Source organism: Exiguobacterium sp. AT1b (assembly GCF_000023045.1).
GTDB lineage: Bacteria > Bacillota > Bacilli > Exiguobacteriales > Exiguobacteriaceae > Exiguobacterium.
Map to the genome: position 1 here is coordinate 1,322,228 of NC_012673.1, position 24,009 is coordinate 1,346,236.

A 24,009-nucleotide genomic window follows, 5' to 3' on the forward strand; every position below is an offset into this window, starting at 1 on the left:
TATGGTTCAATGAATAGAAAAAGAGACCACAACAAAAACAAGGCTTCCCCCTTCTGTTGTGGTCTCTCTATTGTCTCGAACCGAATATCAACTTTTCTCCTGTATTATACCCTATTCTTTTCAGTTCAATCATCTCTTACGCTTATGTAATCTGTAATGTGTTCATTCACAAGCATCCGACTCGCATTTTTGAGTCGATAAGCTTAGACTTCAAGGTATCATGTTGAAGGAGGATTTCAGATGAAACGTATGTTACAACCTTTTCAGTTCAAAAATGGCGTCGAAGTACCGAACCGCCTTGTATTGGCACCGATGACACATTACTCATCAGAGCCAACGGGCGAAGTATCCGAGCATGAGCTCGCCTACTATCGGAAACGGGCGCAAAACGTCGGGCTCGCCATCACGGCTTGCGCGTACGTGACAGAAGACGGGAAAGGGTTCCCGAACGCATTCGGGGTCAATGACGACAAATTCATCCCAGGTCTCCGTCAGTTGGCTGAAAGTTTAAAAGCGGAAGGCGCAAAAGCCATCCTTCAAATTTTCCACGCTGGGCGGATGTCACCACCTGAACTCGTCCCGAACGAACAACCTGTCAGTGCAAGTGCCGTCGCACCGGTCCGAGAAGGTGCCGTCACACCACGTGCCCTCGAGACGTCAGAAGTCGAAGCCATCATTGAGGCGTTCGGTGAAGCGACGCGTCGCGCCATCGAAGCCGGATTTGACGGAGTCGAAATTCACGGAGCGAACACCTACTTGATTCAACAATTCTTCTCACCGCATTCAAATCGCCGTGAAGATCGCTTCGGCGGTGATCTCCACGGACGTTTGACGTTCCCACGCGAAGTCATTCGTCGTGTCAAAGAAGCCGCTGCAGATGCAGAAGACTTCCTCGTCGGCTATCGCTTCTCACCGGAAGAAATCGAAGAGCCAGGCATCACACTCGACGACACGGATGTGTTACTCGATATGATCTTAGCAGAGGGTGTCGATTATATTCACGCGTCTCTCTGGAACTTCAACACAGCTTCCATGCGCGATGAGAACGTCACGGAGCGTTCGATTGACCGCATCGCCAAACGGATCAATGGTGCCATCCCACTCATCGGAGTCGGGCAACTCCAACGTCCGGCGCAAGTGGAAGACGCACTCGAGGTCGTGGACCTTGCCGCACTCGGTCGCGAACTGATCATCGACCCAGAATGGCTCGAAAAAGTGAAATCGGACCGCGAAGACGAGATTGAGACCGAGCTCGACTTGAACAAGCAAGCCGAACTCGCCGTCCCAGCTCCACTATGGAACGCCATCACGACACGTGCCGGTTGGTTCCCGATTAAAGATCAAGAAGTGAAATAAAAAAATGAACCTGCCGTTTATCACGGCGGGTTCATTTACTATTTCAACGTCAAGAGCTCACTCATCGTCACAAACGTGTACCCTTCACGTTTCAGCGCATCGAGAACTTTCGGCAACCCTTCAGCTGTGGACTCATGAATATCATGCATCAAGACAACAGCACTTGGATGGACATTGTCCATAATCAAGCGATACATTTGATCGGCATTACGGTGACTCCAATCAAGAGAATCGACCGTCCATAGTGCAAGGGTCTGCTCCTTTGTCTGAATGATCTGCTCAATCATTTCATTTTTAGCCCCGTATGGTGGACGAACCAATGATGGGCGTTGTCCCGTAAGCCTCTCAATTCGTTCATCAACCTTTTCGAGTTCCTCTTTGACTCCGTTCTCAGACAATTTTGTTAAATCCGGGTGATGTTCAGTATGGTTTGCTAGCTCATGACCTGACAACGCTACTTGTCTCGCCACATCAGGATAGAATTCCATCTGACTTCCTAACATAAAGAACGTAGCACGCGCTTGGTATTTCTCAAGTGTCTCAAGAATGTTAGGTGTCACAACCGGATGGGGTCCATCATCGAACGTCAATGCAACATATTTCCCATTAGGGTCAAGCGGCTTATTTGAGGGACTCATGATTGGAGAATCTTCTTGTGCAGTGGGTGTATCTAATTCGGATAACAAAAACGGCTCAACTTCCTTCATTGGAATATGAACTTCTACCACACCTGCCGCTCCCGCTGCCACTTCATACTCGTCAAATATGACATCTAGACCAGAGGACGTCAGTATCCACTTCGTCGATTTAGGATCTTTAATCGCTTCACGTAACTGATTCTCAAATACGTATTCTTGATGTTGTAATTGTGTGATGACGCTATGCTTGAACCATTCTAATGCATGTTGGTCATCACGTAAGACATCATCCCATTCAATGAACGTTCCGTCCGAAAGGTTCATCCGAAATACGTCGACAGTGGTTTGACCATTCGCACCACCAGTGAATGCATAAGTATGAACGACTAGCGTGTATTCTCTCTCATTCGTTTGATAGGTATCGGTCTGAATATTTAAGTGACCCTTTTGGCCGTGACTAGGAGTGAGGTTGTGTTGAAATGCTTCTTTCTTTTCTAAAATGAATGCATCCAGCTCCTCGTTTAGCACTTCATAATCCGTTCTCGGGACAGAGATTGATGTCGTATGTCTTTTCGCTTGTTCACTCTCTACCGTTAAATGTAACCCGGGGTATTGTCCGGTAAAGGATGGTGTCGGAACTTTTTTAATCGTCGGGGCGGCTCCCGCGATGTAATACCATGTGCCCATCCCAATCAATAACATCACAATAACTAACATGTGTCGTTTCATTCTTATTCTCTCCTATTTAATTCAATCGATTCGATTGTAGCAAACTCTTCATGAATGAAATCGTCAATATGGCGACAAATATATACAAAATCATACAAAACAGGTACGTCGTCTTTAAATAGACGGCGTACCTGTTTTCATCCATTCTTCGCGTAACATGCCCATCCGAATCGAATCATAGCGCTTCTCGTTCACGACACGCACTTGACGGATTCGACCTTCGAGTTGCATCCCTACTTTTTCAGCGACCCGCATCATCCGTTCATTCCCGGACCACGTCGTCAAGCCGACACGGACAACGGGTAGCGTCTCAAATAGATGCTCGGTCCATAAGCGAAGGGCACGCGTCCCGACACCACGATTCCAGCGGTCGGACTGATGCAAGATGATGCCCATCTCGAGCCATTCTCGTCCGGCATCTTCGAAATAATAGGAAACCGTGCCATATACCGTTCCACTGACCTCAATGACCCACATGTCTTCTTTTTGAATGAGCGACTGCTCGATTTGCTGAAACTCTTCGTAGGACATCGCCTTATGTTCGAAGTAAGGAGCGTCCCATTGTTTCCACTCCGGTGTTGCATCCCGGTAAATCAATTCCCATAGTCGGACTAAGTCTTGTTTTTCAATCGGTCGAATGACCACTTCATTGTCTTGTCGCATCTTGTCTTCCTCTCTATAGATCGTCTTTACTTTATTCTTGTGTCCCGTTCGAATCCCCTTTTTTTCGTTTGCGCCAAACGAACGCGAGAATCAAGACGACTACACTTGCCATGACAGAGGCGATGGCAATGGGACTCGAATCGGTCATAAACAATTGTCCGATGGAGACAGAGTAGGCAAGCCCGAACGACGTGACGAGTTTTGCCCCGAACGCGATGCCCGCAAAACGCGGGAATGGCACGCGACTAAACCCAGCAGCGAGACAGATGACCTCATCCGGCAAAATCGGAATGATGAACAACACGAGCAATACACCAAGACCGTACCGATCGACATATCGATCGTATGTCTTCAGTTTCTCTTCATCGACCCAACGAATCATGCGTCCTCGGCCAAACCGGGCCAACCCATACATGACAAAGATGCCAAGCGTAGTCGAGATGCTTCCGACTAAAGCCGCACGAAACGGTCCGAGCGCGACACTCCCAATCGGCACACTGACCGCTTCCGGGACCGGCAAGGCAATCGGTTGTAAAAAGCTAAATGCCGCAAACACCCAGACCGCCTGTCGTTCATATTGTGCTAATAGACGATCCAACCCGTATGTGTCATAAAGGACGAGTCCGAACGAGACATAATAGACGAGAACGAAAATTAAGAAGAGCGAGAACGTGATCTTCCACATCTGTTTCAAAATGACATTCGAGCCGTCCCGAATCGCCCGTAGTAACCCGACCGAGAGAGCGAGTAAGACAATGCCCGTCCAACCGAGCTGGTACGGCAGTAAGAGGGAAGGCAAGACGACGAACGGCAACAGACTGAGCGCGACAAGCCCCAATCCATATCCAAGATAAATCGAATGTCGTTCTTTCATGAGCCATCACCCTCTCCCCGTTCTACTTCTAGTGTACCCAGAAAGTGAAGGGGATGTATCCTGCCGAGGGCACCTTCCCTCTCATGCTTTTGACGTAGAAAAGCCACGATCGATTTCAGATCGTGGCTTTCAATCACTTATTCTCCAAGTGACGCTTGGATGAAGTCATGGAATAGACGTTGTGGACGTTCTGGACGCGAAATCAATTCTGGGTGGAACTGTGATGCCACGAACCATTTGTGTTCTGGAATCTCAATGATTTCTACGAGACGACCGTCTGGGCTCGTACCTGAGAACTTGAAGCCTTCTGCTTCAAACGCTTCACGGTATTCGTTGTTGAACTCATAACGGTGACGATGACGCTCGTAGACGAGTTCTTGATCGTATGCCGCATGCGCTTTCGTCCCTTTTTCGAGTTTACATGGATAAAGTCCAAGACGAAGTGTGCCGCCAAGGTCTTCGATATCTTTTTGCTCTGGAAGAAGGTCGATGATCGGATACGGTGTCGACGGATCGATTTCAGCCGTATGGGCGCCGTCCAACTTCAAGACGTTACGGGCAAACTCGACCGTCGCAAGTTGCATCCCGAGACAGATTCCGAAGAATGGGACATTGTTTTCACGAGCAAAACGTGTTGCTTCGATCTTCCCTTCAATTCCACGCTCACCGAACCCACCTGGGACGAGGATTCCGTCAGCATCACCGAGGATGTCCGAAACGTTTTCAGCTGTCACGTCTTCTGCGTTGATCCAGTCGATGTCGATGTCCGCGTTGAACGCATAACCGGCATGCTTGAGCGCCTCTGCGACTGAGATATAGGCATCACGCAACTCGACATATTTCCCGACGAGCGCGATTTTCACTTTCTTCTCAAGGTGTGTGACCGTGTGAACGAGTTCTTTCCACGCCGTCATGTCGGCAGCTGGTGTGTTGAAACCGAAGTAGTCGTTGACGAGTTGGTCCATCCCTTGTTTTTGAAGGTTGAGCGGTACTTCGTAAAGTGTCGATGCGTCTTGCGCTTCGATGACTGCTTCTTTGCGCGTATCACAGAAGAGGGCGATTTTCTCACGCATGTCTTCTGGGATATCGTGCTCCGTACGGAGAACGATGATGTCTGGTTGAATCCCGTAGCTGCGAAGTTCTTTTACGCTGTGTTGTGTCGGTTTCGTCTTCATCTCACCTGCGGCACGAAGGTAAGGAACGAGCGTACAGTGAACGTACATGACGTTCTCTTTACCAATATCGTTTTTTACTTGGCGAATGGCTTCGATGAACGGAAGAGATTCGATATCTCCGACTGTTCCACCAATCTCTGTGATGACGACATCTGCGTTCGTCTCACGTCCTGCGCGGAAGACACGGTCTTTGATCTCATTCGTGATATGTGGAATGACCTGAACCGTTCCACCGTTATAGTCTCCACGACGCTCTTTTTTCAAGACAGTCGAATAAATGCGACCTGATGTGACGTTCGCGTTTTGCGACAAGTTGATGTCGATAAAGCGCTCATAGTGTCCGAGGTCAAGGTCAGTTTCAGCGCCATCATCTGTGACGAATACTTCTCCGTGTTGATACGGGCTCATCGTACCTGGGTCAATGTTGATGTATGGGTCAAACTTCTGAATCGTGACGTTGAGTCCTCGATTTTTGAGTAGACGCGCGAGCGAAGCTGCCGTGATCCCTTTACCGAGCGAAGATACTACCCCGCCTGTTACGAAAATGTACTTTGTCATGTTTCTTTCTCCTCTCTTGAATACCAACCATCGGGAAACGAAAAAACAAAAAAAGCAAAAGTGCCCCCGAAAATGGAGGACACTTTTGCTGCATCGTTACGTGCTAAACTAGCCCATGACTAATTTACGCCAGAGACGATACAGTCGTCAAGATATTATTTTTTCTTTTTTTCAAGTCGATGAACACGACTAAAAAAGAAAAAGAGACACGCCTAGCCGGGCGCAATGCCCGGCTTTTTGCGGTCTCTTATAAATCATCCTCGTCTTCGAGATCGAGGTCGTCGTCCAAGTCGTCATCCTTGAAGTCATCAAGGCCTTCTACTTTTTCTTCTTCGTCCTCATCATCGAATTCAGATGAATCGTAATCTTCAACTTTTGCGAATACATCCAAGTCATCTTCGATATCGACGATGCCTTCATCTGCTTCTTCGAACTCTTCTTCGAATTCGTCAAGCTCACCACGTTGACGTGCTTCGATAACGAGATCTTCATCCGACTTATCGAATGGGTACCAAACGCGAAGCGCCCAACGGTTTGCTCCTAAGTTGACGAACAACCCGTCGATGTTCAAATCGGTGTAAAGTTGTGCGATTTTCTCGAGTTCTTCCTCTTCACTCGCAAACGTATAGTTTTGCTTGATTTTTTCGCGAATCTCATCAAAAGAAACAGGCTGTTCGCCAGTTTCTTGGAGAAGTTCATAAACGAAATCAATCAACGATTTATTCATTAAAGGACACTCCTTTTCCGTCACTAGTTAAACATCACTCTTCATTATAAACAAAAGCGATATAAAAAAGCTAGAAGAAATTATGATTCATATATTGTCTCCGATTTAATCCGGAACCAATATAAACTGATCAACCCGATATTGAAGATCCATGTCACCCCCATCACCCCAAACATCCATCCTCTCGGAATTTGAAACGACAACTCCGCATTGACGGTCTGCCCAACGTATAAACCGTACCCTAACAACCCGACCATCAGAAATGAGTATGAAACGACCATCCCGAACCGCTTCCACAATTGAATGAGCAGCGAGGCAAACTCTTTGTTCTCTCCGTACTCTTCGAATAAGTAGGCATGGCTCACACTCGAATACATCGTTTGCGTATAGCCACTGACAAATAGCACAGGTATGAACGCAAGGGGCTCGATAAATCCTAGGAAAAAAATAAGGGAGGACACGAGTGACACGAGGTACGGATGACGCGCGAAATCATAAATGCGGCTAAACAAAATCCACCCAATCACTCCCGTCAAAAACGGGACGAACACGTAAAAGAGGAGTACTTGAAATGAATATAAAGCAAGACTTACAAACACCGCCCCGATCAATGTCCAGCCGCCGAACAGCCCAATCACGAATGATAATAATTGCACTTGCCGTGTACGACTGGCTGTAATGAATTGTCGAACCCGTTTCTGAAACATGAGCCAACCGACATAGCTCAATAGGATAATCATTAAGCCAAACACTTCGATGTAGCCACGCGTCCCTTCTAGAAGACTGAGCAGACGACTAATCAACGTAAAGACAGTGACCGCGATGAAGGCACGGAGAAAAGAACGGGTCTCCAACTGCCAAGTCGCCGATTTTTGAAGCGGTAATTTCCGAACAAAAAGCCAGGGGAGAATCAAACTGATCAAAAATAGAGAGACGGCAAGATTATACGACTGTATCAATGCATAAGAGAATACGGTAATCCAACCGACCAACATCAAAACCAACGGCCAGGAGCTCTCTCCTTCTTCGTTTGACTCCGAATCAGCAGCCGGTTTCAGCTCATTCAATTGCGATAAAATCGTCGTCATGATCGTCCCGACTCCAATTGAGCCGACCCCGACTAAAAAGGCGCTCCATTCAATCGCGCGTTCAAAGGGGAGAACGAAACAAACGAGTCCGACGACAAGTACGACCAGAGCGATTAAAAAGGTATCTTTTGAACCACGGCGTCCGATGACATAAACCCACAATAATAGACCGGACATACTGGCCACATAAAAAATCAGGAATGGAATGAGACGCCCGACGCCTTCTTCGACCGCCATGATGGACAAAAATAAGATTTGCGGAAGAATTTGACTACTAAGCGCACTGACAATCGTCAATAGGACAACCATGTTTTTCATGGGACACACTCCTTACATTGAGATCGGATATTCTGTTCCTCAATCATCCTTTCCCAGATTCATTCATCTGCGAACTTCTTTCAAAACACATTCACTTCTCAGTTTCTTCAATCTTTTGCCGATATAGAAGAGAATGACATTTTAAAGTATGAAGGAGAAGAATACATGCCACTTTTTCGTAAAACAACATCCAATCACTTCGTCGCGACTCCCGGCTTCCCTGACATCCAGACAATCGCCAAGCCGTCTGACTCAAGCTTGAATGGTCGCACTCACTATATGGGCTATACGACCTCTCAAGTAAAACGATTGCAAGATATGGCTCCCCTCGTCGAGTCGGTACTAGACGATGTACTCGAAAACGTACTCGACCACTTGATGTTGCAACCGGAAATGGTACAGATTGCGAATGCTTCATCGACGAGAGAACGATTAAAGAAGGTATTCGCCGATTATTTCCGTAGCCTATTAACGGGGAACATCGATGACAAGTTCTTAGCCATGCGAAAACGAATGGGACAGACACATCATCACTTTGCCGTCCCTGTCGTTTGGTTCTTGGCCACGTACTCGGCATTTAACACGTTGCTCATCCCGAAAGTGGTTGAAACGTATCAACACGATCCCGCCGTCTTAAGCGAGTCCCTCTTAGCGTTATCACACGCGATGAATTTAGACGCGCAAATCGTCACCGAACAATACGTCAACGCCCGTCTCGATGAAATCGAGTCCGCGAACCAAGCTCGTGCGGCCCTCTTGAGTGACGTGACACGCGTCAGCACAGAAGTGGCCACTACGATGGAACAAACCGGGCACGCGATGTCTGAAACGAGCGATCGCGCACATCAAGTCCTCGCGGAAACCGAACAAACGGAAAAGATGAGTCGTCACTTGATGACATTGACACATACGAACGGAAATCAAATCGAACAGATGGAAGCGGAGTTCAAACAGTCGGCTATCTACGTCGATACTTCGCTCGATCGAATCACTGCCCTAAAAGAAGGTTCTCAAGAGATTGTCAGCATGACCAAGAGCATCGAACAAATTGCTAACCAAACGAACTTGCTCGCCTTGAACGCTTCGATTGAAGCGGCTCGTGCAGGAGAACATGGAAAAGGGTTCGCCGTCGTCGCCACCGAGGTACGCACACTCGCGGAGAACGCAAAACAACTGAGCAGTCAAATCAATGTGCTCATTCATGAAAATGAGACGAACATCGCGGCACTCCTCGAGCAAATGGGGCAAATGCATCGGACGAATGACGAAGCGATGCGCCAACTAAACGCCGTCAAGTCTGGTTTTTCGACCGTCCAAGAAGAGATGGGCCAATATGTCCTCTCTTTCGAACGAAACAAACAGGACCTCGGACAGATGGTCGAGACCATTTCATCCATCAACGAGACGACACAAGGGTTATCTCACTTGACCTCTTCCCTTCTATCCACCTCTGAGATGCAGTAAACGAACAAGGCACGGTCCGCGGACCGTGCCTTGTTGTATTATTGGACAACTGGTTCTGGAATTTCGATGGCCTTCAGCGAGCGATCGAGCAATTCGACGACATCGAACGTGCCGACGGTCTCATCAACTTCTTTCGCTTTCGTTCCATCTGATAACATCGTCAAGCAGTACGGACACGCCGATCCGATGACGGTCGGTTTCGTCTCTAGCAACTGTTCTGTCCGAGCCACGTTGACACGTGTCCCGACTTTTTCTTCCTGCCACATGAGACCGCCACCCGCTCCACAGCACATGCCGTTTTCGCGGTTACGTGTCGCTTCGACGAGTTCGACACCCGGTATGCGTTCCAGGACGAATCGCGGTGCATCGTAAATGCCGTTATAACGACCGAGGTAACAAGAGTCGTGATAGACGACACGTTCATTCACTTGAAGATCTGGTTGAATTCGACCCGTATCGAGCAACTCTGCGAGCAACTCCGTATGATGATACACTTTCACATCAGTCAAGCCGAAGTCCGGATACTCGTTTTTGAAGGTGTTGTACGCGTGTGGGTCGACCGTGACGATTTTCGTCACCCCATACTTCTCGAACAACTTAATGTTCGCTTCAGCGAGTTCTTGGAAGAGCAACTCGTTTCCGATTCGACGTGGAGTATCCCCTGAGTTCTTCTCTTCATTTCCGAGAATGGCGAATGAGACGCCCGCCTTGTTCAACACGCTCGCAAAGCTCTGCGCGACTTTTTGGCTACGGCTATCGTAAGAGCCCATCGCGCCGACCCAGAAGAGATACTCGAACTCTTCTCCTGCTTTTTTCTTCTCTTTCGCCGTCGGGATGACGAGTTCTGTGTCCTTGCGCCAGTTCTCACGTTCTTTCCGGTTCATTCCCCACGGGTTTCCTTGACGCTCGATATTTGCGACTGTGCGCTGCGCCTCAGGGTCCATTTTCCCTTCCATCATGACGAGGTAACGACGAAGGTCGATGATTTTATCGACGTGCTCGTTCATGACCGGACATTGGTCTTCACAGTTACGGCATGTCGTACACGCCCAGATTTCTTCTTCTGTGATGACGTTACCGATCAATTCGTCTGCGACGAGCATATGTCCATCTTGCGCCGCTGCTGCGATTTCAGCACCTTGCGTGTTTTGGAACATGAGAGCCGGTGCCCACGGTGATTTTCTCGTGACCGCCGCACCTTTCATATTCATATGGTCACGAAGCTTGACGATCAAGTCCATCGGTGACAACATCTTCCCAGTTCCTGTTGCCGGACATACATTCGTACAACGTCCGCACTCGACACAGGCGTATAGGTCGACGAGCTGCTTCTGGTTGAAGTCTTCAATCTTGTTGACCCCGAAGACGATCTCTTCATCCGACTCTTCCGCTTCTTCCATCGCTGAAAAATCGACAGGTGCCAAGCGACCGACTTTGTGTGTGCGCCCGAGCCAGACGTTGAGCGTACCGGCGATCAAGTGCGCGTGTTTACCTTGCGGGATGTAGACCATGAAGCTGAGTAAGAATAAGAGGTGCATCCACCAAAAGACGACGAACAAGGCGAAAGCGACCGGACCTGGTACCCAAGCAAACGCTGAACCGATGAGTGTCGCGACCGGTTCGCCCCACATTGGAAGCTCTTCCTTATAGACGAGGTAAAACCCGTTCCCAAACAAGACGGAAACCATCAACCCGCCAATGAAGATAAGGGCGAGACCTGCTAAAAAGTTTCGTTTCAAGCGCACGAGCTTCTCGACGTAACGACGGTAGAATCCCCAAACGACCGCGACGAGAATCATGAGCATGACGATTTCTTGCATGAACGTAAAGATTGGATAGAGGGGACCGAGCGGGATATGAGGGAAACGTGTTCCGACCGCTAGTCCTTTCCAAATGAAATCAATCGCCCCGAATTGGACGAGGATGAAGCCATAAAACATCATGACGTGAATGGCGCCACTCTTCTTATCCTTCAACAGTTTCTTTTGACCGAACACGTTGATCATGACCTGTTCGAGTCGTTCTTTGTTCGTTTGGCTCCATTCTGCCTTCTTCCCGAGCTTGATGAACGTATAACGCTGATGAACTAGCGTAGCAAATAAATACACACCATAGCCGAGGACGAGCAAGAATAGAATCCAGTTGACGATTAAAAATGTAGACATCCCCAAAACTCCCCCTTTGAAAACGGATTCAATCTTGAATTCAGTATATCAAATGATGAATGAACAGTCATTCATTTTTATGAAGTTCTCGTCAGAAGTTTAGAAGATGTTTCAAGATGAGCAATAATCCCCCATAACTGCACACGGCCAATACGAATGTGCGGAAGTGCAGATTTCGATCCGATGGGAGTTCAAACTTCACGATATTGAGAATCATCGCTCCGGCCACGAAGGCAAAACAGAGCGCTTCAACGTGCGCGGCCAAGTCAATCCAGCGTGAGAAGAACCCACCGAGCAAAATCCCACCACTCAACAAATAGCGTCCTTGTCGCATGTAACGTTCACCATAATGGCGATTTAAGTCATGCCCGAGCGCCAAAAAATGCACGCCGAGCGCTGTCGCATAGAAGCTTCTTGCAACGAATGTCACCGAGTCGGCCGTCACCACGTACGCCGAAAAGGACATATAGGCCGTGAGAAGTGTCACCTGTAGCCAATACGAAACGGCCCGATCGACCGCCTCATCTTGAAAGTGAGGGGTTCGAACGAACCGCATCGTGCCATAAAATACCGTGAATCCGATAAGACTGACAATATAAATCTCAGAAGGTAACGCCAAATTCAACCAATCGACACGAAGCGTGTCCTGGCGTTTGTTCAACGACGGTAAGAGATACATGAAGAAGTACGTGATGGCGATCCCGCTCGAGAATGAGAACCATTTCTTTGAAGGAACGGTCTCTTCCCGGAACAAATAGATGCCGAAGAAATTAATCAGCGCCAAATAGATGATAATCCAGTTCGCCATCTCGTCTTCACCCTTTCAAGTCAATCCAAAACCGCTCGACGATCGTCCCGTCTTCTTCCGTATACGGTGTGTCCGCGACGCCCCCATTGTTTAAAATGACTTGACGGGAAGCGACGTTTGTCCGGTTACACGTGATGAGTGCACGCTCGATTCCGAGCTCTTTCACTTTCTCGAGCGCAAGTTGTAGTTGGATGGTAGCGAGTCCGCGCCCGCGCGCACTCGGTTTCACCCCGTACCCGACATGCCCACCAATCTTCAAGAGCGATTCGTTCAACTCGTGACGAATGTTTGCCGCCCCGAGAAGCTCCTCTCCGTCCGTAAGCCAATACGTCGTGCTCGGGACCCAGCCTTCCTCTATATTCTCACGTAACTCTTTCTGACGTAACGTGTTGACGTACGCCTCGAAGTCTGTTGTTTCACGGTCCACCGAGGTCGGGACGATTCGTTCATCCCGTTCGTACCATTCCTCTAAAAATGCTAGAATCTGTTCTTTTTGTTCGACAGACGTCTTAATTAGTCTTAACATCCCATTTCCCCCTTTATTCCTTTCCATTCGTGTTCTCTAAATTGATTTCCTTGTTCCTTCATCTTAGGGAACGCACAATCGAAATAAAATAGACGTTCTCGTCAAAGTTTGTCCCCTTTCAGGCATGAAAAAAAGTGCCACCTTGTTCAGATGACACTTTCGGTATGCTTATCCTTCGAGTCCGAGACGTTGCGGCATGTGTGGAGCAAGTTGTCTCGCCTCTTCCAACCGTCCTGCTTCGACGAGCGTATGGAAATGTAAGAACTGTTCGTGCGATGCATCGCTGATGGCTGCCAAATAATCGACGTACCGATCGTAGACCGCTTTGTCCTCTGGGCGTGCCTCGATGAGTGCGATATACAGGCGAACGGTGTCCTCCCCGTAAAGGAGCGGGAACTCATCGTTCAATTGAAGCAGTTTATCAATCGAATTGACATCGACCCCGTTCTCCTGGTCATAGTGCGTGATGACTTGTTCGGCATGATCCTCGAGACGACCGCGCCACTCTTCATATTCTTCTTCGTTCGTTTCGAGCATCTCGAACCAGTCTTCGTTCAACATCTCTTCAATCTTGTTTACGCGTTCTGTAAAGTTCATCACTCTTCTCCTCCTTCAAATGTCCACGTGACACGTACTTCATATATGCCAACATCTTCTTCATTCATGGACAACTCATATACGAACGTACATGATTCTTCCGAGACATCGAGGCGCGATGTCGTCGTCGCCATCGTCATCGACATATATGGATTCTTGTATAAGCTTTGCGTGAAGCGACCTTCGATGAAGGAGTGGTTCATCTCAATCGGTCCCTTACAAATCAGCGCCAATCGTTCCGGCGTGTACTTGATTGTCGTCGGGACCGCCCCGTCCTCTTGTTGTTGGTCAAACATTAAAATAAAGCCAGTCTTCAATGGATAGTATAAACCGTCTGCCGAGAGCTCGATTGACTCTGGCATGTCACTCATCCGTGTTGTTTGCTGGACACGCACGCGAAGTGGTTCAATCGCCATGCTCATCCCCCTTTCCGTCAACTCATCGTACCATATGTGGTAGGAGTCGTTCTATCGACGGCGCTTCGTTTTCACGTAGACGAGATGGTCTACCCAATCTTCGTTCTCAAAGATAAACCCTTCTCTCGTGCACTCATACGACATGCCGACACGCTCCGCGAGACGAATGGATGCCTCATTATCGAGATTGATATGTGCCTCGATTCGTTGAAAGTTCAAGTCGTCAAAAGCAATACGCATCGCCAGGTCGACCGCTTCTGTCCCATACCCTTGACCCCAATGTTGATTATGAATCGTATACCCGACCCTCCCCCATTGAAACGCATCTCGCGCAAGAGTAGAAAAATCCACCATGCCGAGGTGTATCCCATCTTCAAGCCGGAAAACGGCGAAGACATGTGCCTCGTCTTCATGTGCGAGTGATTGATGATTGTCGACTAGCTGGTCAAACCAAACGGACGTACAGTCGCTCATGTCTAATTTCCCGGGATCGTACACGTGTTGCGAAATACGACGATTTGTAAAACCACTTAACCATGCGTCATAATCCTGCTTCTCTAACGGTCGTACGATGATTCGATTCGTTTTTCGTTGATGAGTAAATCGGTTCAATCTCTCATGTCCCCTTCCTATTGCTTTTATACAGTCAGAAAAACTTCTTCCAATTCCCTTCCGAAATCACATCGACCTTCCCATCCTTCATGCGAATCGCCGTCTCGTCGTCAATCGCATAGGCCGGTGCCTGTAGCGCTTCCGCCCAATCTGCTGCATGACGTGACGTGTTCCCCGGTAACATGTCATGGTCGAGATGTGGAAAGATTGAGAAGTCGACAAACCCTAACGTCTCATCGCTCTGCTCATCGGATGCGCGCCATCCGACAAACTCCTCGCCGATTCGTGGCGTCATCACCATACTCCCCGCACTCAATCCGACGTAGACGCCTTCCCAAGATGGGAGCAACGCCGCCACCCCGGACTGTTTCATCCAATGATGTAAAAAGAGCGGGTCGCCACCGTTCACTAACAGGACGTCGGCCTGTTCAAATGCCGGTCTCCACACCGATTCATCGATACTCGGGAGCGCGCTCAGTTCGAGCACCCCGACCGACTTCCAGCCCAACTCACACATCGGTGTCGAGAAATCTCCGTTAAAAAAGTTCCATGCGTGCTGCGTTCCACCGTTCAACGCATAAATCGCTGTCGGAATACAGAGTGCCACACACTCTTCAATCGGCTTGTCTAATAATTCTTGAAGTGCCCGCTTGATGCTTTCGTTTTTGATTCCGGCTGACGTTAATAACAGTTTCATTTACGTTCCCTCCTTCTTCATCTCCCTATAAGGAGTTCGCATGAGTCGCCGTTATCCCCTTTTTCCAACAAAAAAGGCCGTAGACGAATTTTCGTCCACGACCTTGGAGTTCTGAAACATTAGCTGATTTTATACACGCGACCTTCGAACGGTTTCAAGTGAAGGAGCGACGATTCCGCATCGCCTTCAACCGGCATGTTGCTCAAGACGACATCTTTCGCACGAAGTGTCTGGTCCATATCGAACATCGTCTCTTTCGCCGTCAAGTTCGTGACGACAAGGTACTGCGTGTCACCGAGCGTACGCGTATACGCATAGACTTCCGGGTGATCCGGCAAGACGACATCATACGCCCCGTATACAAACGTCTCATCGTCTTTACGAAGTTGAATCATCTCTTTATAGAAATTAAAGATGGAGTCCTCATCTTCAAGCTGTGATTCGACGTTGATATCCGTATAGTTCGGATTGATGCCGACCCATGGCTTCTCTGCGAACGTGAAGCCAGCGTTCGGAGCATCACTCCACTGCATCGGTGTGCGTGTGTTGTCGCGTGATGAGTTCCACGTGATGCGCATCATCTCGTCATGACTCTTCCCTTGCTCGACGCCGATATAGTAGCGGTTGCGTGTCGCGATGTCATCATATTGGTCGATTGAATCGAATTTGACGTTCGTCATCCCGATTTCTTGACCTTGATAGATGAACGGCGTCCCTTGCATGAGGAAGTACATCATCGCAATCGACTTGGCACTTTCTTTCCAGTAACGCTCGTCGTCTCCCCACTTCGAGACCGTACGTGTCTGGTCATGGTTTTCGACGTAAAGTGCGTTCCATCCGTCGGCTTCAAGTCCTTTTTGCCATTTCGTCAACACGTTCTTCAAGTGAACGACATCGAGTTTCGAATCGGCATCTTCACTCCATAGGTCCATGTGTTCGAATTGGAAGACCATGTTCATCTTCCCTTCTTTTTCACCGACCCAAAGGTGCGCATCGTCAGGCGATACCCCGTTCGCTTCACCGACCGTCATGATGTCATGCTTATTGAACGTCTCGTCACGAAGTTCTTCTAAATAGTCGTGAATCCCGTCCACGTTCATGTGCATCTCGAATGACGGTACAAAGTCGAGGTCGTTCGGGTTCGGCAAGTCGGCGAACGTCGGATTCTTGCGGATGTGGCTGATGGCATCGACACGGAACCCGTCGATTCCTTTTTCGAGCCACCAGTTAATCATGTCGTATACGGCTGTACGCATCTCCGCGTTTTCCCAGTTGAGGTCTGGCTGTTTCTTCGAGAAGACGTGCAAGTAGTATTGCTCCGTCGCTTCATCGAACTCCCAAGCCGAGCCGCCAAAGATGGATTCCCAGTTGTTCGGCTTCGATCCGTCCGGTTTTCCGTCACGCCAGATATACCAGTCGCGCTTCGGATTGTCTTTTGAGCTCTTCGATTCAATGAACCAAGGGTGCTCATCCGACGTATGGTTGACGACGAGGTCGAGCAACAGTTTCATACCGCGCTGATGCACCTCGTCCAATAAGCGGTCGAAGTCTTCCATCGTACCGAATTCGTCCATGATGTCCTGGTAGTCACTAATATCATACCCGTTATCATCGTTTGGCGATTTGTACATCGGGCAAATCCAGATGACGTCAATGCCAAGGTCTTTCAAATAGTCGAGCTTATCAATGATTCCTTGAATATCTCCAATTCCGTCTCCGTTCGCGTCATAAAAGCTACGCGGATAAATCTGATAGGCGACGGCTTCTTTCCACCAGTTGCGTTTAAGCGTTTGTGTCTGTTGTTGTTCTCGTTGTAAAAGTTGCATGTGATCTAGATACTCCTTATCCCAAAACTCACTGCTCATCATTTATACTTATCTTATTCGTGCTGTGAACTTTATATCATTAGCGCAATCGTTTGCACGATGCAATAAATTTATCTTACCAAAAAACATTCGATGATACAAAGATGTTTCATCAGCATACTCAACGTGTACCCTACACGATTTTGAAAAGAAATGAAAGCGAGGTGCTTCATCATGTTTCGATTGGCTACACTTGATGATTTTTCAGCTATCGACCAATTGATCGTAAAGAAAGCGAAAGAGTTTCAGACAGCCGGGAAGTCGCAATGGGTCAAATATTTAGAGCCGAGTCGCTCGGATTATGTGCGACACGATTTAACGAAAGGGACTGTGTTTGTGTATGAACGTGACAATCACGTCGTCGGTGCCGTCAGTCTCATCCCACCGACCGACTGGGACCATAATCTATGGGATGACGCGGACGGGGCCGTCTATTTGCACCGACTCGTCACGGACTCGAACGTAAAAGGAGAACGCATCGGGGAACGTTTGATGCAGCATGCCTTAGCAAACACACCTTCGACCATTCGATTGGACTGTGTCGCGGACAACGCCTTCTTGAATAACTACTATCCTCGGTTCGGCTTCCGCTATATGGGCGAACGAAACGGATTCTCATTATTTGAAAAACAGGCTTGACCTTGACGTCACGTCAACCTTTACGCTTTGACTAAGGAGGTGAAGGGATGTATTCGATTCAACAACTTGCATCACTCGCTGGAACGACAACACGAACGCTTCGACATTATGACGCAATCGGTCTTCTCGTCGCGAGTCGCGACGTCAACGGCTATCGGCGTTATTCTTCGAGCGACGCGGAGCGATTGCAACTCATCTTACTCTATCGCACGCTCGATGTTCCCCTCGATCAAATCGAGGAATTGCTTGATTCAACGACGTTCAACCGGATTGATGTGTTGAGCGGACATATCGAGGCGTTGCGACAGAAAGCAGCCTATTTCGCTCAGCTTGCCGAGACGGCAGAAGCGACCCTCACCTCACTCAAAGGAGGGATTCCGATGGATGACAAATCATTGTTTAACGGATTGTCTTACGAGGAGATTCAAGCTCATGAGGCGAAGCATCAAGATGAGGTACAAGAGCGTTGGGGAGACAGTACAGCTTACAAAACCGCGCAAGAACGGGCATCGACACGTTCCAAAGAAGACTGGGAACGGATCAATCAAATGCAACTCGATTTAATTGCGCCACTCGTTGATTTATTTCGTTCACAAGTCGCAATCGAGGACGACCGCGTTCAATCGATTGTGAAAGACAATCATCTGTTCATCGACACGCACTTCTACGACTGTTCACTCGACATGTTCAGCGGACTCGGGCAGATGTATGTGGCGGATGAGCGATTCACGGAATTTTATGATCGCTTCGAGCCGGGGCTCGCTGCGTATTATAACGAGGCCATCCAATACTATTGTATCGCGAATAGTTAAGTCCAAGCCTCAGGCTTGGACTTTTTGTCGTCGCTCGGTGTCTTCTTGCGACCCTATTTGAAGATGTTTTTGTAACATCGGGAGACTCGTCGCCAAATAAATATAAGGGAAGGTCGAGAAGTTGTCTGTTCCACCGGTATAGATGACCTCACTCGCTAGTGGGGTCCATCCTTTTTTCGTCCACTGGCAAAGTTGAACTTCTTTTCTCGATGTGTGGGTATGGAATCCCCAATACGCATGTCGTTGTCCTACTGCCATCGATGGGGTGATGGTTAAGATGGGACAGTTCATCTCTTGTAAAAATCGTTCGTTCATTTCTGCAGCTTCGTACATGATGATGACGTCAGGTTGTAGGTGTCGAATCGTATGTTCCGCTTTCTTGTCTTGTAGGGAAACGACACGTGCTATACGCTGTTCTGGAATCGGATCGTCACAGAACGCATACCGTGACTGCAACTCCTTGATTCGTTCTCGACTGAATCGCCGCATCATGGGAGTCAGGAAGCGAATGTACGATTGTGTCAGAAGTCCTTTCCACGTGTCGACATGAGTCGGTGTCGGACCATCTTCCATAATCACATGCGTGACGCCTAAATCCCGTATCGCTTGATAGACAAGTGTTGAACTCCAATGGTCACCCGTGCAGAGTACAATTCGCATCTTTTCATCTCCCTCCACTCTGATTTGCGGTTTGACGCATCTCCCGGACCGCCACATCAAATGAACCAAACATTTGTTGAATGTCTTTTAATGTCGGACGGTTGCCCTTTTCTTTTTGCCACACTTCATACCCCCACGGTGAGAGAGCCGTCAAATGTTCATCTGCCTCGTGTAGCGCATCCATCATCTGCTTCTCCGTGAACAGTTCGCGCGTAGAGATGCCAATCTCGTCTAACGCTTGGGACCAGGATCCGAAACGCCTCACGACTTTTGTGATACTCGGACGTTGGTTCTGCTTGGCCCATTTGGCGTAAGCGGTCGACGTCAAGGGATGAATCTCTTCATTGGCATCGAGTAATGATTGGATGATTTCGCATTTTTGATCGAGCGAAATGATACTCTTCAAATTCGCTTCAATCAGTGCCACTTTCCACGACCCGAACTGAATGACGACCTCCGTCAACGTCGGTGCATCATTGGTCATGGCCCACTTTCGATAATCTGCACTATTGAATGAATCATGCTCTTTCGCCGCTTCACGAAGCATTTGAATCATTTCCTTCTTTGTGAACCGTGGCGTTTGCTGTTCCAATCCAGCCAATCGTAGTACGTTCGACCATGATCCATACGTTTCCAATAATTCCACCACGGTTGCCCCGCCGTGAATCTTTTGCCATTTCTGATACATGTAGATGGTGAGGCGACCTTCCGAAGAAGCCTCTTGTAAGTGATCAATCAGTTGTTGCTTTCCCATGTCGCCTCCCCCTTACGTGATTGACGTATCGGTTCATCCCACTTCACGGCTACTAATTTGTGCGAACAGGTGAAGTTGACGACTTAAAATTTTCGTTTCGTCAAATTTTTCTTCGACCACTTCGCGACCACGTTGCCCGAATGAATAACACTGTTCAGGATGTTCAATGAACCAGCGCATCGCCAAGGTCAGTGCCTCAGGTCGACCGACCGGAACGAGAAAGCCGGTTTCCCCATCCGTGACTTCTTCTCGACAGCCACGGATATCGGTAGCGATGACAGGTAATCCGGACGCCATGGCTTCAAGAATAGAGCGTGGCAATCCTTCACGATAAGAGGGAAGTAAAAAGACGTCGTGTGCTGCAAATAAAGAGGGGGTATCCCGAACGAATCCGGCGTAATGAATCTGTGGATTTTGGGCTAAATGCGCCTCGACTTGTTTCGCCGTCTCTTGATCACGTTCACTCGTCATCAACTCTCCAGCAATCGTCAACGTCGCGTTCGGATAGCGTTTCGTCAGTTCATCGAACGCCTGAAGTAAATCTAGGATTCCTTTTTCTTGAACGAGCCTTCCGACAAACAAGAACTTTAAATGTTCTGGGGAAATGTGTTTCTCTGTCGGATAAAATCGATTTAAATCAATCCCGTTTCCGAGATGCATCAATCGTTCGTCCTCTTTGAAATGTCTTGTTTTAGCGAGTGAGTAATCTTCCTCGCTTTGGAGCAACAACCAATCGGTCGCTAATGCCGCGAGTGATTTCTCTAACCAGAAGACGAGTTCGTATGCGATTCGACCCATTCGTTCGTGAAAGTAAAATCCATGTGCGGTATAGAGAATATGTGGTGTCCTGGCAATGCGGGCCGCGACTCGCCCTAACGCTGCGGCCACCGGGGTGTGGACGTGAATGGCATCATATTTTTCGCGGCGCAATAACCTCACCAACTCTTGAATGGTCTGTAGATTACGCTTCGGGCTAAACTTTCGATCGATTGGCAACGTATGAATGACCCATCCTTCGTCCCGAAGACGATCCGTCCGATCACCGTAAGCACACGCGACGTCGACTTCGTGCCCTTCCGCCTTCAGCGACTCAATGAGAGGACGTAGCAACACATCCGCTGTCATATCGACAGCGCAGAACTGGAGAATCTTTAAAGGCGCCATAAGTGCACCTCCTCCGGCTTCATCGCGCGATCGAGCATGCCTTTCAAGTCAATGACGATGCCACGACCTAACTTCAGCTGGCGTTTCGCAATCGTCCAACCCTCTTGAACGAATTCATCGTGAGACACGGCATAGATGACGACATCCGCTGGTTTTAAGTCACAGTATGATTTGACATCGATTCCATACTCTCGTCGTACCTCTTCCGGATCGACGAGCGGGTCACACACTTGCACTTCTAAGCCGAACTCCTCGACCTCTCGAATCAAGGAAGCCACTTTCGAATTTCGGATATCACTGACGTTCTCTTTGAAGGACATCCCGAGGACCGTTACGCGCGATCCGAGAATGGCCATGTTTTGACTAATCATCGTTTTTATCAATGATGTGGCGACGAAACGTCCCATCGTCTCGTTGATTCGACGACCTGCTAAAATCACTTCCGGATGATAACCGAGCATTTCAGACTTCATCGTCAAATAGAATGGGTCGACGCCGATACAATGTCCACCGACTAGACCTGGTCGGAAGTTTAGGAAGTTCCATTTCGTCCCGGCAGCCTCTAACACCTCGAGCGTATCGATGTTCATGCGATCGAAGATGATGGCCAATTCATTCATCAACGCGATATTCAAATCCCGTTGTGTATTCTCAATCACTTTGGCCGCCTCAGCCACTTTAATCGAGGAGGCGCGATGAACGCCAGCATCGACTACCGTCTCATAAACAGCCGCTACCACATCGAGTGTTTCTTCATCCTCGGCAGCCACGACTTTTTTGATTGTGCGGAACGTATGCTCACGGTCGCCCGGATTGATTCGTTCTGGAGAGTAGCCGACTTTAAAATCGATCCCGGCCCGGAGACCTGAAGTTTTTTCAAGTAAGGGGATACACTCTTCCTCTGTCAGTCCCGGATAGACCGTAGATTCGTATACGACAATCGTGCCCGGTCTTAAATGCGCCCCAACAGCACGAGTTGCGCTACAAATCGGTCCTAGATCTGGTTGATTTTGATCATTGATGGGTGTCGGCACAGCCACGATAATGAAATCCGCCTCTCCAAGTTTGGCGACATCCGTCGTATATAAGACCGCTGCTTGCTCAAGGTCTACTGACTCTACCTCTCGCGTGCTGTCGAGATGATGATTCAGCTCATTGATTCGCGTTTCATTGATGTCTACTCCGATGACGTCACCTACACCACCTAACGCAACAGCGACAGGGAGTCCGACATATCCTAGTCCGACAACAGCTACGTGACGATTGGCAATGGTTTTTCGTGTTGTACGTGATTCTGAGATGAGTTTATCCATGTCCATCTGCCTCCTGAGATTCGGAATTATGCGGTTTTATCAATCACAATGACTTTTCCATTCGGTCCCCGAGGAATCGATTGCACGGCGGTCAACGTAATCACGACCTCTTTGCCGAACAGTAGTTCAAGCTCGCTCCTCATAATCTCTTCATGTTCTGGCTTGAAACGTTCAAGATCCGGGACGTATTTTAATTCGATATGATACAAATCATGTTGCCGATACTGCGTTTGGATGACCGAGTTGGGTAACACTCGGACAACGGTCGTCAAATCTCCTTCGTAGATTTTTTGTTTGTTCGGAGTGAGTACATAATTGCTTTCGCGTCCCTCAATGGAAGTGACGAATGTTCCTCCCTGTCCACAAGCACATGTCCCCTCTCCAATTTTCATCCGATCGCCAATCCGGTAACGAACGAGCGGTGTCCCATGGGTCGTAAAGCTCGTCACTAAAATTTCCTCGTGATCCCCATACGACTCGATCACGCCTGTTTCATGGTGGAGATGCATATTGCCATGGGTACATTCCGTTAAAATCGGTGCCCCTTCCGAAGACGCGTACTGATCAAAGACCGGGGCCCCAAACGCCTCTTCTAAGATGGCTCTTCCTTGAGGCGTAATCGTTTCGGCTGTCGGAAAAATAGCCAGTAATTGAAATTCAAGTGGAACCTGATTTTCTTTAATGTATTTCGCGATTTCAATCATGGCAGACGGTGCACTGTCTAATACAATTGGCTTGAATCGATTTAATGCGTCGATGTAATGAGGGATAGTCTGAGGGTTGACATGGTAGAGCGAGAATAGCATTTGATTGAGCGGTCGATTGTAGCGCCAAAATACAGGCTTTTCTTGATTCGGATTACAAATTTTCCGTCCTGTAAAACTGGCTCGTTTCATTCCTCTGACAAACCCGTGTTGTGCTTTGAAAAAGTCAACGTGGGCCATACGTCTTTGATAGTCTTCTTTCGTAAAATGAACTTGTAGGGACGTCCCTGTCGTTCCACCGGTCCGTCCAAGAATGTCTGTTTTGATGTTCGAATGGATGTCTGGATTTTTACGAACTGTTTCTTTTTCGAGGATCGGGATGCGCTTCAACTCTTCCATCGATTGGAGGGGAAGAACAATCTCGTTTTCTTCAAACAGTTTTTGATAATATGCATTGTTCGTCGCACAAAATTCGAGAAACGCATTGAGTCGCTTCAATTGATCGGCTGCAACGACTGCCCCATCTTTGGGACGATTGGCTAAAACGACTAACTCACGCTCATATGTGCGTCCGTACCGTTCTTGCCATAGTTTCATTCCATACAATGTCGTCATCCATTGTTGTAATCGAATCGGTGATTTCATGTATAAATCACGAAGCGCAAACCCTGCCATGGTGTAGTCTCC

General features: G+C 48.4%; 23 protein-coding genes. 4 read left to right on the forward strand and 19 right to left on the reverse strand.

Annotated elements, in window-relative coordinates; genetic code table 11:
• Window positions 1-240: 240 nt before the first annotated feature.
• Window positions 241-1,356: an NADH-dependent flavin oxidoreductase gene (locus tag EAT1B_RS06720; RefSeq protein WP_012727399.1), complete on the forward strand. Its 1,116-nt coding sequence runs from the start codon at window positions 241-243 to the stop codon at window positions 1,354-1,356.
• A gap of 38 nt (window positions 1,357-1,394) precedes the next feature.
• On the opposite strand, the gene EAT1B_RS06725 is transcribed toward EAT1B_RS06720, so the two are convergent.
• The 6 genes from EAT1B_RS06725 to EAT1B_RS06750 form a co-directional block, all read right to left on the reverse strand.
• On the reverse strand, window positions 1,395-2,723 hold the full coding sequence (locus EAT1B_RS06725; RefSeq protein WP_012727400.1) for a polysaccharide deacetylase family protein: 1,329 nt from the start codon (window positions 2,721-2,723) through the stop codon (window positions 1,395-1,397).
• 114 nt (window positions 2,724-2,837) lie between these two features.
• A complete protein-coding gene (locus EAT1B_RS06730) occupies window positions 2,838-3,386 on the reverse strand; it encodes a GNAT family N-acetyltransferase (RefSeq protein ID WP_012727401.1) in 549 nt (182 codons plus the stop codon).
• 31 nt (window positions 3,387-3,417) lie between these two features.
• A complete protein-coding gene (locus EAT1B_RS06735) occupies window positions 3,418-4,260 on the reverse strand; it encodes a TVP38/TMEM64 family protein (RefSeq protein ID WP_012727402.1) in 843 nt (280 codons plus the stop codon).
• A 137-nt stretch (window positions 4,261-4,397) separates the two neighbouring features.
• Entirely contained in the window at window positions 4,398-5,993 is a 1,596-nt protein-coding gene (locus tag EAT1B_RS06740) for a CTP synthase (protein WP_012727403.1), read from the reverse strand.
• A gap of 247 nt (window positions 5,994-6,240) precedes the next feature.
• The gene (gene rpoE, locus EAT1B_RS06745) at window positions 6,241-6,720 is read right to left on the reverse strand and encodes a DNA-directed RNA polymerase subunit delta (protein ID WP_012727404.1); all 480 of its coding nucleotides are present in this window, start codon (window positions 6,718-6,720) and stop codon (window positions 6,241-6,243) included.
• 80 nt (window positions 6,721-6,800) lie between these two features.
• Window positions 6,801-8,126 carry a hypothetical protein gene (locus EAT1B_RS06750; RefSeq protein WP_012727405.1) on the reverse strand — a complete coding sequence of 442 codons (1,326 nt, stop codon included), beginning with the start codon at window positions 8,124-8,126 and terminating at the stop codon, window positions 6,801-6,803.
• 165 nt (window positions 8,127-8,291) lie between these two features.
• Between EAT1B_RS06750 and EAT1B_RS06755 the strand changes: the two genes are divergently transcribed.
• Window positions 8,292-9,590 carry a protoglobin domain-containing protein gene (locus EAT1B_RS06755; protein WP_012727406.1) on the forward strand — a complete coding sequence of 433 codons (1,299 nt, stop codon included), beginning with the start codon at window positions 8,292-8,294 and terminating at the stop codon, window positions 9,588-9,590.
• 38 nt (window positions 9,591-9,628) lie between these two features.
• On the opposite strand, the gene EAT1B_RS06760 is transcribed toward EAT1B_RS06755, so the two are convergent.
• From EAT1B_RS06760 to EAT1B_RS06795, 8 genes are all read right to left on the reverse strand, one after another.
• Window positions 9,629-11,755 (reverse strand): heterodisulfide reductase-related iron-sulfur binding cluster, encoded by a 2,127-nt coding sequence (locus EAT1B_RS06760; protein ID WP_012727407.1) that lies wholly within the window; start codon window positions 11,753-11,755, stop codon window positions 9,629-9,631.
• A 91-nt stretch (window positions 11,756-11,846) separates the two neighbouring features.
• Complete coding sequence (locus EAT1B_RS06765; RefSeq protein ID WP_012727408.1) at window positions 11,847-12,563, reverse strand: hypothetical protein; 717 nt, start codon at window positions 12,561-12,563, stop codon at window positions 11,847-11,849.
• A gap of 7 nt (window positions 12,564-12,570) precedes the next feature.
• A complete protein-coding gene (locus EAT1B_RS06770; RefSeq protein ID WP_012727409.1) occupies window positions 12,571-13,089 on the reverse strand; it encodes a GNAT family N-acetyltransferase in 519 nt (172 codons plus the stop codon).
• Between the two features lie 168 nt (window positions 13,090-13,257).
• Window positions 13,258-13,686: a hypothetical protein gene (locus EAT1B_RS06775; RefSeq protein ID WP_012727410.1), complete on the reverse strand. Its 429-nt coding sequence runs from the start codon at window positions 13,684-13,686 to the stop codon at window positions 13,258-13,260.
• On the reverse strand, window positions 13,686-14,102 hold the full coding sequence (locus EAT1B_RS06780; protein ID WP_012727411.1) for a DUF1934 domain-containing protein: 417 nt from the start codon (window positions 14,100-14,102) through the stop codon (window positions 13,686-13,688). The genes EAT1B_RS06775 and EAT1B_RS06780 overlap by 1 nt, the downstream gene beginning before the upstream one ends.
• A gap of 51 nt (window positions 14,103-14,153) precedes the next feature.
• Window positions 14,154-14,714 carry a GNAT family N-acetyltransferase gene (locus EAT1B_RS06785; RefSeq protein ID WP_012727412.1) on the reverse strand — a complete coding sequence of 187 codons (561 nt, stop codon included), beginning with the start codon at window positions 14,712-14,714 and terminating at the stop codon, window positions 14,154-14,156.
• A gap of 34 nt (window positions 14,715-14,748) precedes the next feature.
• Complete coding sequence (locus EAT1B_RS06790) at window positions 14,749-15,411, reverse strand: Type 1 glutamine amidotransferase-like domain-containing protein (protein ID WP_012727413.1); 663 nt, start codon at window positions 15,409-15,411, stop codon at window positions 14,749-14,751.
• 119 nt (window positions 15,412-15,530) lie between these two features.
• Window positions 15,531-17,237, reverse strand: a complete 1,707-nt coding sequence (locus EAT1B_RS06795; protein ID WP_012727414.1) for an alpha-glucosidase — start codon at window positions 17,235-17,237, stop codon at window positions 15,531-15,533.
• Window positions 17,238-17,450: 213 nt separating this feature from the next.
• Here EAT1B_RS06795 and EAT1B_RS06800 point away from each other — a divergent pair, with 213 nt between their 5' ends.
• Both EAT1B_RS06800 and EAT1B_RS06805 read left to right on the forward strand, forming a co-directional pair.
• Window positions 17,451-17,915, forward strand: a complete 465-nt coding sequence (locus EAT1B_RS06800; protein WP_012727415.1) for a GNAT family N-acetyltransferase — start codon at window positions 17,451-17,453, stop codon at window positions 17,913-17,915.
• Window positions 17,916-17,962: 47 nt separating this feature from the next.
• Window positions 17,963-18,727, forward strand: a complete 765-nt coding sequence (locus tag EAT1B_RS06805) for a MerR family transcriptional regulator (protein ID WP_012727416.1) — start codon at window positions 17,963-17,965, stop codon at window positions 18,725-18,727.
• Between the two features lie 9 nt (window positions 18,728-18,736).
• Here the strand turns inward: EAT1B_RS06805 and EAT1B_RS06810 are convergent, their stop codons facing one another.
• The 5 genes from EAT1B_RS06810 to EAT1B_RS06830 are packed head-to-tail and all read right to left on the reverse strand — an operon-like array spanning window position 18,737 to window position 23,997.
• Window positions 18,737-19,387 (reverse strand): hypothetical protein, encoded by a 651-nt coding sequence (locus EAT1B_RS06810; protein WP_012727417.1) that lies wholly within the window; start codon window positions 19,385-19,387, stop codon window positions 18,737-18,739.
• Window positions 19,388-19,391: 4 nt separating this feature from the next.
• The gene (locus EAT1B_RS06815) at window positions 19,392-20,141 is read right to left on the reverse strand and encodes a hypothetical protein (RefSeq protein ID WP_012727418.1); all 750 of its coding nucleotides are present in this window, start codon (window positions 20,139-20,141) and stop codon (window positions 19,392-19,394) included.
• Between the two features lie 33 nt (window positions 20,142-20,174).
• Window positions 20,175-21,305, reverse strand: a complete 1,131-nt coding sequence (locus EAT1B_RS06820; protein WP_012727419.1) for a glycosyltransferase family 4 protein — start codon at window positions 21,303-21,305, stop codon at window positions 20,175-20,177.
• Window positions 21,293-22,618, reverse strand: coding sequence for a nucleotide sugar dehydrogenase (locus EAT1B_RS06825; protein WP_012727420.1), 1,326 nt, complete (start codon window positions 22,616-22,618; stop codon window positions 21,293-21,295). The genes EAT1B_RS06820 and EAT1B_RS06825 overlap by 13 nt, the downstream gene beginning before the upstream one ends.
• 26 nt (window positions 22,619-22,644) lie before the next feature.
• Window positions 22,645-23,997, reverse strand: coding sequence for a phenylacetate--CoA ligase family protein (locus EAT1B_RS06830; RefSeq protein ID WP_012727421.1), 1,353 nt, complete (start codon window positions 23,995-23,997; stop codon window positions 22,645-22,647).
• Window positions 23,998-24,009: the final 12 nt, after the last annotated feature.